We start from the raw sequence: 18,084 nt of genomic DNA on the forward strand, positions 1-18,084 counted from the left end.
TCACCACTCCGCCACGCTGCCGTCGACATGACGCCAGACCGGATTGCGCCAGCGATGGCTCACGGCGGCGCGCTCGATGACGTAGTCCTGGTTGACGGTGATGCCGAGGCCCGGGCCGCCCGGGATCGTTACGAAACCCTTCTCGTAGGCAAACACGTTGCGGTCGCTGACGTAGTCGAGCAGGTCGTTGGCGGCGTTGTAGTGGATGCCCAGGCTCTGCTCCTGGATGAAGGCGTTGTGGCAGACCGCGTCCAGCTGCAGGTTCGCCGCCAGCGCGATCGGCCCCAGCGGGCAATGCAGGGCCAGCGCCACGTCATAGGCCTCGGCCATCGCCGCGATCTTGCGCGTCTCGGTGATGCCGCCGGCATGCGAAGGATCGGGCTGGATGATGTCGACCCCGCCGATCTGCAGCATGCGCTTGAAGTCGTAGCGCGAGTACAGCCGTTCGCCCAGCGCGATCGGCGCCGGTGCGATCGCGGCCAGCTCCGGCAGGCACTCGAGGTGATCGGAAAGCACCGGCTCCTCGATGAACATCAGCTTGAAGGGCGCCAGTTCGCGCATCAGCACCTTGGCCATCGGCTTGTGCACGCGGCCGTGGAAGTCGAGGCCTATCCCGACGTGCGGCCCGACCGCGTCGCGCACTGCCTGTACGTTGGCCAGTACCTGTTCGACCTTGTCGTAGGTGTCGATGTACTGCATTTCCTCGGTGGCGTTCATCTTCACCGCGGTGAAGCCGCGCGCCACCGCATCGCGCGCCGCCTGCGCGGTGTCCGCCGGGCGATCACCGCCGATCCACGAATACACCCGGATGCGCTCGCGCACCGGCCCGCCCAGCAACGCATGCACGGGCACGTCGAGATCCTTGCCCTTGATATCCCACAGCGCCTGGTCGATGCCGGCGATCGCGCTCATCAGGATCGGGCCGCCGCGATAGAAGCCGCCGCGATACATCACGCTCCAGTGGTCCTCGATGTGGCGCGGGTCCTTGCCGATCAGGTAATCGGACAGCTCCTCCACGGCGGCCGCCACCGTATGCGCGCGGCCCTCGACCACCGGCTCGCCCCAGCCGCTGATGCCGGCATCGGTGTCGATGCGCAGGAAACACCAGCGCGGCGGCACGATGAAGGTGGTCAATCCGGTGATCTTCATGCAACAGGTCCTTTCGAAACGTGGTGGCGTTGCCAGGCTTCGGCGAAAGCCTGCGCGCAGGTGGCGACGTCCCCGGCCGAGCGGCCAGGCGCATACAGCGACGAGCCGATGCCGAAACCGGCGGCGCCGGCAGCCAGCCAGGGCGCCATGGTTCCGGGCGTGATGCCGCCCACCGGCAGCACGGCGGTGCCCGCCGGCAGCACGGCGCGCCAGGCCTTGAGTGCCGCGGGGGTGAACTGCTCGGCAGGGAAGAGTTTCAGCGCGTCGGCTCCCGCGGCGAGCGCGGCGAACGCCTCGGTGGGCGTGGCCACGCCGGGTACGCAATAGAGGCCAGCCTGCTTGGCGGCACGGATCACCGCAGTGTCCGCATGCGGCATCACGATCAGGCGGCCGCCGGCATCGGCGACATCCCTGACCCGTGCGGGGTCGAGCACGGTGCCTGCGCCGATCAGGTATGCGTCGCCAAGCGTGTCGACCAGGCGACGGATGCTGTCGAACGGTTCCGGTGAATTGAGCGGCACTTCCAGCAGGCGAAAGCCCGCGTCGGCGAGCGCGCTGCCGACGTCGACCGCCTCGTCGGGGCGCAGGCCGCGAAGGATCGCGACCAAGGGGAGATGTTCGAGCCAGGATTTCATCGATTCATGCCGTTGCACGGGTGGTTACCAGACCGGCCTCGACCGCGATGAGCCACAGACCGCGCGCAGTGGTGGCATCTGGCGCGCGGGTCAGCTGCAGGCCATAAGCCTCGGCCGCCTTGAGGTAGCGGGAACACAAGGCGGCGTCGCCCACCATCAACAGGGGCTCGCGCGCGTCGATCCAGCCGGCGGCGAGCGCCACGCGCAATTCGTCGCCGATCAGGAGTCCGGACAGGTAGTCGGCCACCGACGCTGGCGCCAGCGTGCCGTCGAGCATCAGGGTCCGCGCCGAGAACACGCGCGACAGCACCCCCGCCGCGCCGCTGTCGCGTGCCGTGGCGGCGCCACGGCGGAAAGCCGCGTCGTCGTCCACCGCCGGCGGCAGCGAAGCGCCGAGGATCGAGTGCCTGCTCAGCAGTCCATACAGCTCGCCCGTCATCACCGTCGCGAAGCCGGTGATCGCGCCATCGCGCACGGTAACCCACTTGCTGTGCGTGCCCGGCAGCAGCAGCTGCCCGCGATGCGACGCCGCTGGGAACTGAGCCAGCACGCCGGCGACCTGGGTTTCTTCGCCACGCATCACGTCGGGCCGGCCGGGGTCGCGCAGCCCGGGTACCAGATGCACCGTACGTCCATCCGGCGCGGTGAACGGCTTCAGCGCCGCGGCCAGTCGGTCGGTGCGGGTCGGCGTATCTAGGTAAGGCACTTCCAGCCAGCCATTGCGGCTTCCCACCATGCCGCAGGCAAGCACGGGCACCTGCGGCCATTCGCGCACGGCCTGCATGAACGCCTCGGCGAAACCTCCCGCGGGAAGCTCGCGTATGCCGCAGGACAGGGTCCGCACCTCTTCCACCAGGCCACGCTCGCCGAAGCGATAGGCCCGCAGATGCGTACTGCCCCAATCCAGGCCGATCAGCTGCGTGGTCACGCAGTCGCCCTCCGGCGGGCACGACCGCGGCTGCGCTGCAGGTTGGCCTGCGAATCGGCAATCATGGCTTGCATGGCCTTGCGTGCCACTTCGGGCTGCTTGCGCCGGATCGCCTCGAGTACTTTCTGGTGGTGCGGCAGTGAATACCTGAAATTGCTCGCGTTGCGCGCGGACAGCGTGAAGAATGCGCCGAGCGCGGTCTCCACCACCGAGAACAACGACTGCAGCAGTTCGTTGCTGGTGGCATGCAGCACGGCGTCGTGGAACAGAAGATCCGCTTCGGTCCACTCCTCCAGCGTATTGGCCGCGTCCATCGCCCGATAGGCCTCGTCGATGGCGGCAAGCTGCGCGGCGGTACGTCGTCGTGCCGCCGTGGCGGCCGCGGCCGGCTCGATGATCTCGCGCATCTCCACCAGCTTGTCGACGAAATCGTCGGTGGGCATCGAGGCGCAGCGCCAACCGAGCACGTCGGCATCGAGCTGGTTCCAGGAGCGCTCCTCCAGCACGCGCGCGCCGACCCCGGTGCGCGACTCGATCAGGCCCTTCGCGGAAAGCACCTTGAGCGCCTCGCGCAGAGCCGTGCGGCTGACATGCAGGCTTTCGGCAAGTGTTTCCTCGCGCGGCAGAATCTCGCCGGGCTTCACCTTGCCGCTGACGATGCGCTGCCCGAGCTCGTGCATGACATGCCCGTACAGGCTGCGAACTGCGATCGGCTTCCTCATGAAATCCTCTGTCCCCGGTCCTGGCGATGATCGTTCCGCCCTGGTGAAGCTTCGGCAGATCCGATCCAATTGTCATACAAATCGACTATAAGCACTTTGCCAGCATCCTGCCAAGATGTTTTTTTCCGTTCCCGACGCGACGGCGCCTCACGCGGAAAGCGTCGACAAGTGCACCGGAACGACGAGTCGCCGCAAAACATGGCATGACGCGTTGCAGAAGTTTTTGCCGCAACGCGGAGCCTGCAGAATGCGCAAGCCCGCTCCGCATTGCCGGCCGCAATGCCGGTTACGCCGCGACGGTCAATCGCGACACCAGGGATGGCGCGTCGCACAAAAATTTTTTTGGTGCCCCAGAACACTTGCACGATTATCATACAATGTGATTGCATGCCCTCAACCCGTGGCACGACAGAGGGGATTGAAGGGCATGCGACGTACAGGACTGGTGGGTTCGATACTTGGTCTGGCGACACTGTCGATGGCGGTGCACGCCACGACGGAAGCCAAGCGCGAGACGTTCGGCAACATGCCCGACGGCATTCGCGTGGATGCCGTGGTGCTGAGCAACGGGCATGGCGTGTCCGCGCGCGTTCTCGCGCTCGGCGCGAGCCTGCAATCGCTGGCGTTGCCCGACCGCAACGGCAGGATCGCGAATGTCGTGCTCGGTTATGCGTCGCTGGACGGCTACCTGGAAAAGCCGCAGTACTTCGGTGCGACGGTGGGGCGCTATGCCAATCGCATCGCCAAGGGCCACTTCACGCTCGACGGCCGTGGCTACGACCTGCCGGTCAACGATGGCCCCAATTCACTGCACGGCGGAACGCGCGGCTTCGACAAGGTATTGTGGACCATCGGCGAAGTGAAGCACGACGCCGACAAGGCAAGCGTGACGCTCACCTACACGAGTCCCGACGGCGACATGGGTTATCCGGGCAAGCTCGCCGTGACGGCCGTCTATACGCTCTTCGGCGACAATCGCCTGTCGATCGATTACCGTGCGACCACCGACAAGCCGACCATCGTCAACCTGAGCAACCACGCGTACTGGAACCTTTCCGGCGAAGGCTCGGGCAGCGTGATGGGACAGCGCCTCACCATTCCGGCGCAGGCATACCTGCCGGTCGACGCCACCTCGATTCCCACCGGCGAGATACGCAAGGTGGATGGCACGCCCTTCGACTTCAGGCAGGGCAAGCCGATCGGGCGCGACATCCGCATGCACGACGAGCAACTGCTCAACGGTCGCGGCTACGACCACAACTGGGTGATCAGCCGTGCCGAAGCCGCGGCGCCGCGCATCGTGGCACGCGTGGAGGATCCCGTTTCCGGGCGCGTGCTCACGCTCAAGTCGGCGCAACCCGGGCTGCAGTTCTATTCAGGCAATTTCCTCGACGGCACGACGGTCGGCACGGGCGGGCACGTGTATCGGCAGGGCGATGCCTTCGTGCTCGAACCCCAGCTGTATCCGGACACACCGAACCGGCCGTCGTTCGGCTCGGCGCGACTGGATCCCGGCCATGTCTATCGCAACCTGATCATTTACGAATTCACCACCGAACCGACGCACACCGCGCACTGAAACAAGGTGTTTCCATTGAAGGGTGCCCGTCCAGGGTGCCCACGGGTCGCTTTGCCTTCCGCAACGGCGATCGTGCATCAACCAACGCGTCGCGGTTGTCATCACGCGACCCCAGCGGGGAGAGATCATGAAGTATGCATTGGTGGCAATGGCGATGGGACTGGCGGTGGCGTCCGCCGCGCCTGCGCTGGCGCTGGCCCGGAACGCCACCCCGCGCTGGACGCCCGCCGAAGCAAAGACCTGGTACGCGAACCAGACATGGCCGCTGGGCAGCAACTACCTGCCTGCCAACGCCATCAATGAACTGGAGATGTGGCAGGCCGGCACGTTCGATGCCGAGCGTATCGACCGGGAGCTGGGCTGGGCGCAGAAGCTCGGCATGAACACCATGCGCGTGTTCCTGCATGACCTCCTGTGGCAGCAGGACGCCCCCGGTTTCAAGCAGCGCATCGACCGCTTCCTCGCCATCGCCAGCAAGCACGGCATCAAGCCGATCTTCGTGCTGTTCGACTCGTGCTGGGATCCGGAACCGAAGCTCGGCCCGCAGCATCCGCCCATTCCCGGCGTGCACAACTCCGGCTGGGTCCAGAGTCCGGGCGTGGCCTTGGCCGATGCCGGCCAATACCCACGCTTCGAGCAATACGTGAAGGACATCGTGGGCAGCTTCGCCAAGGACCCGCGCATCCTGGCCTGGGACGTCTGGAACGAGCCGGACAACCCGGGCGGCGGCAACTACGATCCAAGGGAACCGAAAAACAAGATCGAGCTGGTGGCGAAGCTGCTGCCCCAGGTGTTTGCCTGGGCGCGCGGCGCCTCGCCGACGCAGCCGCTCACCAGTGGCCTGTGGCACGGCGGCGACTGGTCCGATCCGTCGCACCTCAATGCGGTGGAACGCACGCAGATCGAGCAATCGGACGTGCTCAGCTTCCACAACTACGGATGGCCCGAGGAATTCGCCAGCCGCGTGCGGCAGCTCAGGGGCTATGGCCGTCCATTGATCTGCACCGAGTACATGGCGCGCGGCGCCGGCTCGACGATCGACGGCGTGTTGCCGCTGGCCAAGAAGCTCGACGTCGGCATGGTGAACTGGGGTTTCGTGGAAGGACGCTCGCAGACCACCCTGCCCTGGGATTCATGGCTGCGGCCGTACACGTTGCAGCCGCCGACGCTATGGTTCCACGACCTGCTGCATGGCGACGGCACGCCGTACCGGCAACGCGAGGCGGACATCCTGCGAGCACTGTCGCGGGCGCCCCGCGGCATTGTCCCCGCCGAAGCGGCGAGCTACCCGGCCGCCGCCAGCGAGAAGACGCATTAGATCCGCGCTTCGCGCACCCCGAGTTTTATCCGCCGCGGCCACGCCGCGGGCAATCGACACAACGACAGCCGCCGGCATGAGCCGGCGCACACCGACCTCTGAGGGGAGGCTTCACCCATGAATCGCAATCGCATTCCCATGACACTGCTGGCGGCGACGATCGCCGCGGCCTTCGCATCGGCACACGCGGCCGACGTATCGCCCCCGGCGCCGGCGTCGGGCGACTCGCAGCAGGCGACCACTACGAGCACCGCCACTACACCGGCGGCGCCCGCAAAGAAGCCCGCGACGGGCGAGAACAAGACGCAGAAGGATGCGGTCAATCTCTCCGGCGTGGTGGTGACGCCATTGCGCGAGAGTCTGCAGAGCGCCCAGTCGATCAAGCAGGACTCGCGCATGATCGTCGACTCGATCGTCGCCGAGGACATCGGCAAGCTGCCGGACAACAGCGTGGCCGATGCCATGCAGCGCATCACCGGGGTGCAGGTGGCCCAGGGCTTCCAGGGCGAGACCAATTCGGTCGTCATCCGCGGCCTGCCCAACGTGATGACCACCCTTAACGGCCGCGAGATCTTCAGCGGCGTGGGCCGGGCCTTCGCGTTCCAGAACCTGCCGGCCACGGCGGTGAAGACGGTCAAGGTATTCAAGTCCAGCGAGGCCAGCCTGCCCGACGGCGGCATCGCCGGCCTCGTCGACATGGAACTCTACCGGCCGTTCGATTTCGACGGCCGCAAGGTGGCGGCCACGCTCACGGAAACGCACAGCAAGTATGGCGACCATACCGACCCGAGCGGCAGCGTCCTGCTCAGCGACCGGTGGCACACGGACATCGGCGAGGTCGGCGCCCTGGTCAACGTCGGCTACAGCCGGCAGCACTACGACTACAACGCCGTGTGGGGCGACTTCCCCAAGGTGCTCACCGGCGCCTCCGGCCAGCCCATCCGCACTTCCGACGGCAACCTGATCGCCGCACCCAACGGCTTCGGCGCCGACTACAACATCGGCGACCGCAAGCGCGGCGAATTCAATTACGCGTTGCAATGGAAGCCCAGCGAAAGCACCGAGGTCTACGCCGAGGGCCTGTATGACTGGGACTCGGACAACTACAACCAGCCGTTCTACTTCAGCTTCCCGGTGGGCGCGGTCGACCCGACCGGCCTCACCGTGACCAGTCATTGCTATCCCAACCAGCTCACCGGGTCGCCGTATGCGGGCCAGACCATCTGCGACGCCGCGAGCGGCAGCTGGACCGGCAATACCTACGCGGCCACCAGCACGCAGGCGCACCAGCAGTGGGGCCATGACATCCAGAACTCGCTCGGCATGAAGTGGCATGGCGACAAGCTGCGGCTGTCCACCGACCTGTCGTTCAACTCGTCTTCGTTCCACGACCAGACCTTCATCGTCGACACCTTCCTGAAGGCGCCGATCACCACGGTGTGGGGCGGCACGCACGGCGACCAGCAGAACTGGACGCTGGGCGGCAACCCGCAGCTCGATCCGGCGAACTACTACTTGAACGGCCTGTTCCAGACCTGGAACAACCAGCGCGCCAAGCAGACCGCCTGGCGTGGCGACGGCAATTACGACATTGGCGGCGATTTCTTCCAGTACATCGACTTCGGCTTGCGCTATTCCGACCACAAGGCCGAGTACCGCGGCAGCGTGCAGGTTTCCACCCCGCCGCCCGGCGGCACCGGCAACATCGCGCTGAATCCGAATCCGGCCAACCAGGTGATCGCGCGCTTCCCGAACGGCTACTTCTGCAGCCAGCCGACCACGTCGGCCATCCCCGTATCCTGGCTGAGCGGTTGCTACAACTTCCTGACCGGTAACGCCGACGCCATCCGCAGTCTCTACGGCCTGCCAAGCGGGCTTGCCCCGGAGAACCCGGGCCGCTTCTACCATATCGACGAAAAATCCTATGCCGGTTACTTCCAGGTCGCCTACGGCAACGAGCTGTTCGGGCTGCCGTACGACGGCCTGGCCGGCATGCGCATCGAGCGCGTCAAGCGCCAGCTCAACGCGTTCTCCTACGATGCCTCGACCAGGCTCTACACGCCACTGTCCGACTCGACCAGCGCGCCGGTCTACCTGCCGAACCTGAGCTTCAACCTGCATCTGAGCAATGACCTGCAGCTGCGCCTGGTGGCGGCGAAGACGCTGACCTACCCGGGCTTCGGCCAGCTCAACCCGTCCCTCTCGCTGAACCCCGGCACGATCAACCGTGCCGGCGCCGCCAGCAGCGGCAACCCCGGCCTCAAACCGATCCGTTCGAACAATTACGACGCCTCGCTGGAATGGTATTTCGCCCCTGCCAGTTACGTCAGCGGCGGCCTGTTCTATCGCGACATCAACGGCTATATCCAGAACTACATTACGGACGTGACGATCAATGGCCAGGCGTACCAGCTTTCCTCGCCGCAGAGCGCGGGCAGCGGCCACCTCGGCGGCGCGGAAGTGGCGTACCAGCAGTTCTTCGATTTCCTGCCCGGCGCGTGGAGCGGCTTCGGCGTGCAGCTCAACTACACCTACATCGAGGGATCGACGCGCTCGCCGCAGTTCATCGGCGGCCCGGCGACGAGCTCGCCGCTGCAGAACGTGTCGAAGAACAACGGCAACGCGGTGCTGATGTACGAGAAGCACGGCTGGTCCGCGCGCCTGGCGTACAACTACCGCAGCCGCTTCATCGATTTCTTCACCCAGCCGACGGTGGCGGGCGTGCACGACGAGGTCAAGCCGGCGAACCAGGTGGATTTCTCGCTCGGCTATGACATCAACCAGAACGTCAGCGTGGTCTTCAACGCCACCAACATCCTGGGCGCGGACCTGCATCAGTACTGGGGCGACGGCAATACGCGCCCGCGCGACATCCGCTACCAGGACCGCACGGTGGGCCTGGGCGTGCGCTTGAAGATGTAACTCTTCCCCACCGCGGTACGGCGGTCGCAAGGCGCCGCCGTACCGCTTTTTTTCAAGGCACTGCGGAGTTCGCATGAATCCCGTCAAGACATCCCTGCAATGGCTGCAACTGTGCATGTTCCTTGCACTCGCCCCGGCGACACTGGCCGCCACGCCAGCCGAACCGGTCACGGGTACGCGGATGGCAGCCGGCACCGGCTACGTGTCGGTGACGCGCACCGGGCATGCGGCGCCAGGGGGCCCAGGACGCCTGCTGATGGCATTCGAGCAGGATGGCATGGCAGGCATTGCGTTGTGGGAAAGCCGCGACGACGGCGACCACTGGCGCTTCCTGATGAACGTCACCGACCAGGTGCACGGCTCCGACCCGCGCTGGCAATTGCGCTGGCAGCCGCACATCACCGAATTGCCCCGCGCCAGCGGCGATCTTCCTGCGGGAGCGCTGCTGCTGTCGGCCAACGCCACCGGCAACGACGATCGGGGCCGCGTGATTCGCGAAGACCTGCAGGTCTATGCCTCGCTCGATGGCGGCAGGACCTGGCGCTACAGGAGCTCCATCATCAAGGGTGGCGGGCGGCCCGAGGACAAGGACAACAAGGGCGTGTGGGAATCCAACATCCACGTGCTCGACGACGGCCGCATGGTCGCCTATTACTCCAGCGAACAGCACAAGGCCGAGGGCTACAACCAGGTGCTGGCGCACAAGGTTTCCGGCGACGGCGGGCGCCACTGGGGCGAGGAGACCCTGGACGTGGCGCTTCCCGGCGGCGTGCAGCGCCCCGGCATGGCCGTCGTCACGCGCCTGCCGGACCACCGCTATGCGATGACCTACGAGAACATCGACGGCCCCCGCAACGGGCAGGTGTTCATCAAGTTCAGCCGCGATGGCCTCGACTGGGGCGACGCGCAGCGGCATGGCGAGCCGGTGATGACGCTCTCCGGCTTCTGGCCCGCGGCTTGCCCGGTGGTGCGCTGGTTCCCGCTGGGTGGCCCCGAAGGCGTGATCGTGGTGTCCGCCGAGCGTGCTGGCGGCGGTGGTGACGAAGGCGGCCGGGACCTGTACTGGAACAACGCCTCCGGTCGCGGCCCGTGGTGGGAAGTGCGCGCACCGGTGCAGAAGCGCACCGGCAACATCCACGCCGGCTGGACCCAGGCGCTGCTGTTGCGCGATGACGGCAAACTGCTGCACGTCACCACCTCCTCCTCGCCGGACGCACCGGCGCGGGTGGCCGACAACGAGGTTCTGTACCGCGCGGCCACACTGCGCTTCGATCGCTATGAGGCGGAGGACGCGGAGTTCACCGGCGCGGTGGCGGTGCCCGACCCCGCGGCGTCAAACCTGCGCAAGGCCCGCCTGGGCGCAGGCCCGCAGGCCCGGCTGCGCTTCATCGTCAACAGCACCGGTGGCACGCACACGCTGCGCGTGCGCTATGCGGACCTTGGCCTCGCCTCCGCACCAGCACTGGTCGTGAACGGCACACGGCTGGCGCTGCCGCCGGCAAGCGACGCTCCGGACGGCTGGCATATGGCGACCGCAGCGGCCGCCCTGCTGCCCGGCTTCAATACCATCGACGTGGATGGTGGCGCCCGCGTGCTCGACGTGGACTACCTGCAACTGGATGGCGAGCCATGAGTCCGCACGCCATCGCCCCGCACCCGGCGATTCGTTCAACGGAGCCCGACCACGCATGAACATCCGCGCCGCCCTGCTGCTCCTCTTCCTCGGCGGCGTCGCCCGCGCGGGTGCGCCCGCCGCGCGGCAGCCCCTGCTCCCCTCCGGCCCCGATCCGTGGGTAGCGCAGCGCGACGGCTTCTACTACTACACGAATACGCAGGGCGACCGTATCTCGCTGTGGAAAACCGCCGACATGAGGCGCCTCGCCGAAGCCAAGCCCGTGGTGGTGTGGCGCCCGCAGGCCACGGGCGACCATTCGGCATCGATCTGGGCGCCGGAGCTGCATTTCCTGGACGGCAAGTGGTACCTCTACTACACCGCGGCGGACCAGGCGCACAACGATGACGCCCATCGCCATGTGTTCGTGCTGGAGAACGCGTCGCCCGATCCCACGCGCGGCCAATGGATCGACAAGGGCATGCTCAAGACGCACTTCACCGGCATCGATGGCACCGTCTTCGAGCATGGCGGCAGGCGCTACTTCGTCTATTCGGCCTACGTGGACGATCACAGCGACCTGGTGATCGCCCCCATGAGCAACCCCTGGACGCTGGCCGGACCGCAAGTGGACATCGCGCATCCCACGTTCGCATGGGAAATGCAGGGCGGTCGCAAGATTCTCGAAGCGCCCGAATTCCTCGAAGGCCCGGACGGCAAGGTCTTCCTCACATACTCCGCCAGCGCCTGCTGGTCCGACGACTATGCGCTGGGCTTGCTGACCGCGGACGCCGATGCCGACCTGCTCAAGCCGGAATCGTGGGCGAAGTCACCCACGCCCGTGTTCGCCAGTTCGCCGCGCCACGGCATCTATGCACCCGGGCACAACGGCTTCTTCAAATCGCTGGACGGCCGGCAGGACTGGATCATCTACCACGCCAACGGCGGAGCCGGCTGGAAATGCACCGCCCGCCGCGCACCGTACATCAGGCAGTTCCACTGGAGTGCGCAGGGCACGCCCATCTTCGGCGAGCCCGACTGACGACGACCTTCCCGTTCGGCCGGCAGAGATCCCTGCTGCTCGCGCACCACCCTCGGCGAGGGCGCCGCGCTCACTCGCGCAGCGTCGCCTGCGGCACGTCCGCCGAGCCTTCCTCGCGGTCGCGGTAAAGCGCGGCGCGCACCAGCAGCATCAGGGTGATCGGGGTGGTCAGGGTGAGGAACACGCCGATCAGGATCTCGTAGAAGATCGGCCGGCCGTGCAGCACCGAGAAGCAGGTGATCGAGCCGGCCAGCATGAAGAACGTGCCCAGCGTGGTGCCCAGGGTCGGCGCGTGCACGCGCTGGTAGAAGTTCTTCAGGCGCAGCAGGCCGAGCGAGCCGACGAAGGCGAACAGCGCGCCCAGCATGACGAACACGGCGACCAGGATCGCCGCCCATGGCGGCAGCGCGTCGAGATGGCTCATTCGATCACCTGCCCGCGCATCAGGAATTTCGACAGCGCCAGCGTGCCGGCGAAGCCGAGCAGCGCGATGATCAGGCCGGCCTCGACGTAGAGCAGGCTGCCGCTGCGGATGCCGATGGTCAGCAGCAGGATCATCGCGTTGACGTACAGCGCATCCAGCGCCAGCACGCGGTCCTGTGCGCGCGGTCCGCGCACCATGCGGATGATCGAGAAGCTCATCGCCAGCAGCAGCAGGATCTGCGCGAGGATGATGGCGGCAGCGAGCAGGCCGTGGCTCATTGGAAGATCTCCAGCAGGGGGCGTTCGTAGCGCCGCTTGATGGTGTCGATCCAGGCCGCCTCGTCGACCAGGTCCAGCACGTGGATCAGCAGCACGTTCGCGCTGGGGTCGTAGCTGACCCAGATCGTGCCCGGCGTGGAGGTGATGATGCACGCCAGCACGGCGAGGCCGTAGCGGTCGGTGAGTGCCAGCGGGACCGCCACGAAGCCGGAGTGCGTACGGCTGTCGCGACGCAGGACGAGCCGGGCCACGGCGATGTTCGAGCGCACGATGTCGAGCACCACCCGCAGGAACAGCAGGCCGAGCAGCGGGTAGTTGCGCACCCGCGCCTTTGGCGGGCGCAGCAGGCCGAACACCTTCGCCAGCGCGATGCCGAGCAGCGCACCGAGCAGGAGCGTGCCGGGCGCGATGCTCTGGTTCAGCAGCAGCCAGATCAGCAGCAGCAGCGCGGACAGGATCGGATACGGCAACCAGCGCCTGGTCATGGCGGCGCCTCCGCGGCCGGCAACACCTGGCGGATGTACGCGGCCGGCGTGTGGATCTGCCGCGCGGTGTCGCGCAGGTAGCGCAGCGGCGCCTCGACGACCACGGTCAGCAGCAGGCACAGCCCGAGCAGGGCCAGGATCGAGACCGTCTCGCTGAGGCGCACCGTGGGGAACAGCCGCTCGGGTTCGACCCAGAAAATCTGCATGCCGGCACGGCACATCGCGATCACCGTGCCGAAGCCGGCCACGATGACCAGGGTGAACAACACGAGCGCGCCCGGCCGCTCGCCGGCCTCCAGCATCGGCGCCAGCATGGCGAACTTGGCGAGGAAGCCGGACAGCGGCGGCAACCCCGCCAGCAGCAGCGCGCAGGCGAGGAAGCTGGCGCCGAGCATGGCGATCGGCGCGGAGATCACCACCCGGCTCTCGTCCTCCTGCGCGTACAGGCTTTCGTTCGCCGCGGTTTCGCCCGGCTGCTCGTACGGCTCCAGGCTCAAGGTATCGTCGGTGTCGTCGTCGCCGTCGGAGGCGAGCAGGCCGGCGAGCAGGAAGAACGCGGCGATCGCCAGGGTGGAGATCACCAGGTAGGCCAGCGCGCCGACGGTCACCGCCGGCTGCTGCAGGCCGATCGCGCCGAGCAGGGTGCCGGAGGAGATCAGCACGTTGTAGCCGGCCAGCTTCGCCAGGTCGCGCGCACCCAGCATGCCGACGGTGCCGGCGGCCACGGTGGCCACGCCGCCCCACAGCATCCAGTCGCTGCCGAAATGGGCGGACGCCGGACCGGCGCCATCGCCGAACAGCAACAGCCCGAGCCGCAGCAGCACGTAGATGCCGACCTTGGTCATCAGCGCGAACATCGCCGCCACCGCCGGCGACGCGGCGGCATAGGTGCGCGGCAGCCAGAAGCCCAGCGGCCACATCGCGGTCTTGATCAGGAACGCCACGCCGAGGATCGCCGCGCCGGCGTGCAATAACGCGCGGGTGCGTTCCGGCACGTGCGGGATCAGCTCGGCCAGCGCCGCCATGTTGAGCGTGCCGGTGACGCCGAAGATCAGGCTGACGCCGAGCAGGAACAGCATCGAGGCGGTCAGGTTCACCGCGATGTAGTGCAGCCCCGCGCTGACCCGCCGCACGCCCGAACCGTGCAGTGCGAGGCCGTAGGACGCCGCCAGCAGCACCTCGAAGAACACGAACAGGTTGAACAGGTCGCCGGTGAGGAAGGCGCCGTTCAGGCCCATCAGCAGGAACTGCAGCAGCGGCTGGAAGTGGCCGCCGCGGTGCTGCCAGCGGCTCAGCGCGTACGGCAGCACCGCCAGTGCCAGCACGCCGGTCAGCAGCACCATCAGCGCCGACAGCCGGTCGGCCACCAGCACGATGCCGAAGCGCGCCGGCCAGTCGCCGATGCGGTACACCGTGGCCAGCGCGCCATCGGCGGACACCGCCTGCATCAGCGCGGCGGCCAGTAGCACCAGCACGACGCACGAGGCGATGCTCAGCGCCAGCACCGCGCGCCGGCGCTTCTCGCCGACCAGCAACTGCAGCGCGGCCACCAGCAGCGGCGTGACGATCGGCGCAATGACCAGGTGATTGCTCACGGCGTGCCGTCCTCGCCGTCGACGTGGTCGTTGCCGGTCAGGCCGCGCGAGGTCAGCAGCACCACCAGGAACAACGCGGTGGTGGCAAAACCAATGACTATCGCCGTGAGCACCAGCGCCTGCGGCAGCGGGTCGGCGTACTGCGCGATGCCGCCGGCGGCGTCCTGCAGCACCGGGTCGGCGCCGGTGCGCAGGCCGCCGATGGAGAAGATGAAGAGATTCACCGCGTAGGAAATCAGGGTCAGCCCGATGATCAGCTGGAACGTGCGCGGGCGCAGCAGCAGCCACACGCCGGAAGCGGCGAGTACCCCGATGGCGGCGGCGAGGACCAGTTCCATCAGCCCTGCCCTCCCGGCAGGTCCGCCGGCTGACGCGGGCGGCGCAGCGACTGGTGCGCCAGCGCGATCAGCATCAGCGTGGTGGCGCCCACCACCACGGCGAACACGCCCAGGTCGAACAGCACCGCCGAGGCCAGCGGCAGCTTGCCCAGCACGGGCAGCTCCGCGTAGCGGAAATACGAAGTGAGGAATGGACGGCCAAACGCCAGCGAGCCCAGCCCGGTGCCCACCGCCAGCAGCAGGCCCAGCCCGATCCAGCGCACCGGCAGCACGCGCAGGTGTGCCTCCACCCAGCGCGCGCCGCGCGCCATGTACAGCAGGATCAGCGCCACCGCCACGGTGATGCCGGCGACGAAGCCGCCGCCCGGCAGGTCGTGCCCGCGCAGGAACAGGTGCAGGCCGAACAGCAGGATCACCGGGAACATCAGCTGGATGATCAGGCCCGGGATCATCAGGTAGTCGGTCAGCGAACGGTCGACCGCGTGGGCAGCCTCTTCCGCATCGGGCGCAACCTGCCGCTGCGGCTGGAACGGCGCGCGAATGCTCTCGGCGGCGGGGCGGAAGCGGCGCAGCAGGGCGAACACGGTCAGCGCCACGATCGCCAGCACGCTGATCTCGCCCAGCGTGTCGAAGCCGCGGAAATCGACCAGGATCACGTTGACCACGTTGTGGCCGCCGCCTTCGGTGTACGCCCGTTCAAGGAAGAAGCGCGAGATCGAGTCGGCCACCGGATGCATCATCGCCGCATAGGCCAGGCTGGCCACGCCCAGGCCCACCGCCATCGCGATGAACACGTCGCGGCGGCGCCGGAAGCGGTGCGCGCGGCTCTCCGGCGCCAGTCCCTCGATGCGCTTGGGCAGCCAGCGCAGGCCGAGCAGGATCAGGATCGTGGTGACCACCTCGACCAGCAGCTGGGTCGCCGCCAGGTCCGGCGCCGACAGCCACACGAAGCTCACGCACGACACCAGCCCGGCGCCGCCGGTGAGCACCAGCGCGGCAAGGCGGTGGAATTTCGCCTGGCTCGCCGCGCCGATCGCGCACGCGGCGCCGAGCAGCCACAGCAACGCGAACGCCGGATCGACGCTGGACCAGCGCGGACGGAAGCCGAACGGCGCGCTGGTCGCCGCCAGCGTGCCGGCCACCAGCGCCAGCAGCACGATCAGCAGCAGCTGCGGCTGCAGCCGGCGGCTCGGGTAGCGGCGCTCGATCCGTCGCGGGATATCCGCGGCGAGTACGGCCAGCACCCGCTCGAACATCCGCTTGCCGCTGAGCCGCCCGGTCAGCGGCGTCGCCTCGAACCCGTCGAAACGGCGGCGCAGGGCGGCGAACAGCAGGCAGCCCGCCGCAAACGCGCAAACGCTCATCAGCAACGGCGTGGTCAGGCCATGCCATATCGCCAGGCTGTAGTCCGGCAGGTGGCCGGCGCCCAGCACCGCGCTCGCCGCCACCCGCAGCGACGGCCCGATCACCCGTGCTGGCAGCACGCCCACCAGCAGGCAGGCCAGCGCCAGCAGGCCGATCGGCACGCGCATCCACAGCGGCGGCTCGTGCGGCTGACGCGGCAGGCAGCTGGCCATCCGGCCGAAGAACACGCCGCGCACGAAGCGGATCGAGTAGGTCACGCCGAACGCGCTGGCCGCCACCGCGATCACCACCGACAGCACGTCGAGCAGCGGGCCATGCCGGCCGGCCAGCGTCTCGGCGAAGAACATCTCCTTCGACAGGAAGCCGTTCAGCAGCGGCACCCCGGCCATCGCCGCCGCCGCGACCAGTGCCAGCGTGGCGGTGACCGGCATCACCCGGCGCAGCCCTCCAAGCTTGCGCAGGTCGCGCGTGCCGGCCTCGTGGTCGACCGCGCCGGCGGCCATGAACAGCGAAGCCTTGAAGGTGGCGTGGTTGACGATGTGGAAGATCGCGGCGACCACGCCGAGCGCACTGCCCAGGCCGACCAGCATGGTGATCAGGCCCAGGTGGCTGATCGTCGAATAGGCCAGCACGCCTTTCAGGTCCTGCTCGAACATCGCCGAGTATGCGCCCAGCACCAGCGTAACCAGGCCCGTCCCGCCGACGATCCAGAACCACTCTTCGGTGCCGCCCAGCACCGGCCAGAAGCGCACCAGCAGGAACACGCCGGCCTTCACCATGGTGGCCGAATGCAGGTAGGCCGACACCGGCGTCGGCGCCGACATCGCCTGCGGCAGCCAGAAATGGAACGGGAACTGCGCGCTCTTGGTGAACGCGCCGAGCAGGATCAGCAGCAGCGTGGGCGTGTACCAGGGATGCGCGCGCACCGCGTCGCCGGCGGCGAGAATCGCGTCGAGGTCGTAGCTGCCCGCGATGTGGCCGAGCAGCAGCATGCCGGCGAGCAGGCACAGGCCGCCGCCGGAAGTGACCACCAGCGCCATCCGCGCACCGTCGCGGGCGGACGCGCCGTGGTGCCAGTAGCCGATCAGCAGGAACGAGAACAGGCTGGTCAGCTCCCAGAAGAACACCAGCTGGATCACGTTGCCGGACATCACGATACCCAGCATCGAGCCCATGAACGCCAGCAGCAGCGCGAAGAAACTCGTCAGCGGATCGTCCGCCGGCATGTAGTAGCGGGCGTAGATGCCCACCAGCAGGCCGATGCCGCAGACCAGCAGCATGAACAGCCAGCCGAAGCCGTCCACCCGCAGCACCAGGTCCAGGCCCAGCCCCGGCACCCACGGCATCACCTGGCGCAGCGCGCCGCCGCCGGCGACCGCCGGATACAGCCACAGCGAGAGGAGTAGGCCGAGCAGCGCGGTGCCGGTCATCAGCCACACCGCCAGGTTGCGCCCGCGCGAGCGCAGCAGCCACACCAGCACCGCGGCCGCGAACGGCAGGCCGAGGATGGTGCTGGGCAGGATGTTGTCAGGCATCGGTCGCGGCGCTCGCTTGAAAGGTTGTCGGTGGTGTCTCCGGCAGGAAACCGGGGCATCGCGCCCTGGACTTTTCATGAGCGTCCGCGCACTTCGGCGGATGGAGCACTTGCGTATCGCGGGCCGTCGTTGCGACCGCCCGAATGACTCCACGCCG

Annotated in this window: 15 protein-coding genes; 5 read left to right on the forward strand and 10 right to left on the reverse strand. The window is 67.8% G+C overall.

Annotated features, from left to right (window positions below):
- From dgoD to DEO45_RS15530, 4 genes are read right to left on the reverse strand one after another with little or no spacing between them, the layout of a single operon-like run.
- Positions 1-1,149 carry a galactonate dehydratase gene (gene dgoD, locus DEO45_RS15515; protein WP_114345523.1) on the reverse strand — a complete coding sequence of 383 codons (1,149 nt, stop codon included), beginning with the start codon at positions 1,147-1,149 and terminating at the stop codon, positions 1-3.
- Complete coding sequence (locus DEO45_RS15520; protein ID WP_114345525.1) at positions 1,146-1,784, reverse strand: 2-dehydro-3-deoxy-6-phosphogalactonate aldolase; 639 nt, start codon at positions 1,782-1,784, stop codon at positions 1,146-1,148. Before DEO45_RS15520 ends, dgoD begins: the two co-directional genes overlap by 4 nt.
- A gap of 4 nt (positions 1,785-1,788) precedes the next feature.
- Complete coding sequence (locus tag DEO45_RS15525; protein WP_114345528.1) at positions 1,789-2,712, reverse strand: 2-dehydro-3-deoxygalactonokinase; 924 nt, start codon at positions 2,710-2,712, stop codon at positions 1,789-1,791.
- Positions 2,709-3,434: a FadR/GntR family transcriptional regulator gene (locus tag DEO45_RS15530; protein WP_114345531.1), complete on the reverse strand. Its 726-nt coding sequence runs from the start codon at positions 3,432-3,434 to the stop codon at positions 2,709-2,711. Before DEO45_RS15530 ends, DEO45_RS15525 begins: the two co-directional genes overlap by 4 nt.
- A 427-nt stretch (positions 3,435-3,861) precedes the next feature.
- Between DEO45_RS15530 and DEO45_RS15535 the strand changes: the two genes are divergently transcribed.
- The 5 genes from DEO45_RS15535 (at position 3,862) to DEO45_RS15555 (ending at position 11,907) form a co-directional block, all read left to right on the forward strand.
- Entirely contained in the window at positions 3,862-5,013 is a 1,152-nt protein-coding gene (locus DEO45_RS15535; RefSeq protein ID WP_114345752.1) for an aldose epimerase family protein, read from the forward strand.
- A 127-nt stretch (positions 5,014-5,140) separates the two neighbouring features.
- A complete protein-coding gene (locus tag DEO45_RS15540) occupies positions 5,141-6,331 on the forward strand; it encodes a 1,4-beta-xylanase (RefSeq protein WP_223250906.1) in 1,191 nt (396 codons plus the stop codon).
- A 117-nt stretch (positions 6,332-6,448) separates the two neighbouring features.
- A complete protein-coding gene (locus DEO45_RS15545; protein ID WP_114345533.1) occupies positions 6,449-9,253 on the forward strand; it encodes a TonB-dependent receptor in 2,805 nt (934 codons plus the stop codon).
- 73 nt (positions 9,254-9,326) lie between these two features.
- Entirely contained in the window at positions 9,327-10,886 is a 1,560-nt protein-coding gene (locus tag DEO45_RS15550; protein ID WP_189339777.1) for an exo-alpha-sialidase, read from the forward strand.
- Between the two features lie 55 nt (positions 10,887-10,941).
- Positions 10,942-11,907: a glycoside hydrolase family 43 protein gene (locus DEO45_RS15555; RefSeq protein WP_114345535.1), complete on the forward strand. Its 966-nt coding sequence runs from the start codon at positions 10,942-10,944 to the stop codon at positions 11,905-11,907.
- A 70-nt stretch (positions 11,908-11,977) separates the two neighbouring features.
- Here the strand turns inward: DEO45_RS15555 and mnhG are convergent, their stop codons facing one another.
- From mnhG to DEO45_RS15585, 6 genes are read right to left on the reverse strand one after another with little or no spacing between them, the layout of a single operon-like run.
- The gene (mnhG, locus tag DEO45_RS15560; RefSeq protein WP_114345538.1) at positions 11,978-12,331 is read right to left on the reverse strand and encodes a monovalent cation/H(+) antiporter subunit G; all 354 of its coding nucleotides are present in this window, start codon (positions 12,329-12,331) and stop codon (positions 11,978-11,980) included.
- Positions 12,328-12,609: a K+/H+ antiporter subunit F gene (locus tag DEO45_RS15565; RefSeq protein ID WP_114345540.1), complete on the reverse strand. Its 282-nt coding sequence runs from the start codon at positions 12,607-12,609 to the stop codon at positions 12,328-12,330. Before DEO45_RS15565 ends, mnhG begins: the two co-directional genes overlap by 4 nt.
- Positions 12,606-13,094: a Na+/H+ antiporter subunit E gene (locus tag DEO45_RS15570; protein WP_114345542.1), complete on the reverse strand. Its 489-nt coding sequence runs from the start codon at positions 13,092-13,094 to the stop codon at positions 12,606-12,608. The genes DEO45_RS15565 and DEO45_RS15570 overlap by 4 nt, the downstream gene beginning before the upstream one ends.
- Positions 13,091-14,689, reverse strand: a complete 1,599-nt coding sequence (locus tag DEO45_RS15575; protein WP_114345544.1) for a monovalent cation/H+ antiporter subunit D — start codon at positions 14,687-14,689, stop codon at positions 13,091-13,093. Before DEO45_RS15575 ends, DEO45_RS15570 begins: the two co-directional genes overlap by 4 nt.
- Entirely contained in the window at positions 14,686-15,027 is a 342-nt protein-coding gene (locus DEO45_RS15580) for a Na+/H+ antiporter subunit C (protein ID WP_114345547.1), read from the reverse strand. The genes DEO45_RS15575 and DEO45_RS15580 overlap by 4 nt, the downstream gene beginning before the upstream one ends.
- On the reverse strand, positions 15,027-17,927 hold the full coding sequence (locus DEO45_RS15585) for a monovalent cation/H+ antiporter subunit A (RefSeq protein ID WP_114345550.1): 2,901 nt from the start codon (positions 17,925-17,927) through the stop codon (positions 15,027-15,029). Before DEO45_RS15585 ends, DEO45_RS15580 begins: the two co-directional genes overlap by 1 nt.
- Positions 17,928-18,084 lie beyond the last annotated feature (157 nt).

The organism is Rhodanobacter denitrificans (genome assembly GCF_003335105.1).
GTDB classification, from domain to species: Bacteria; Pseudomonadota; Gammaproteobacteria; order Xanthomonadales; family Rhodanobacteraceae; genus Rhodanobacter; species Rhodanobacter denitrificans_A.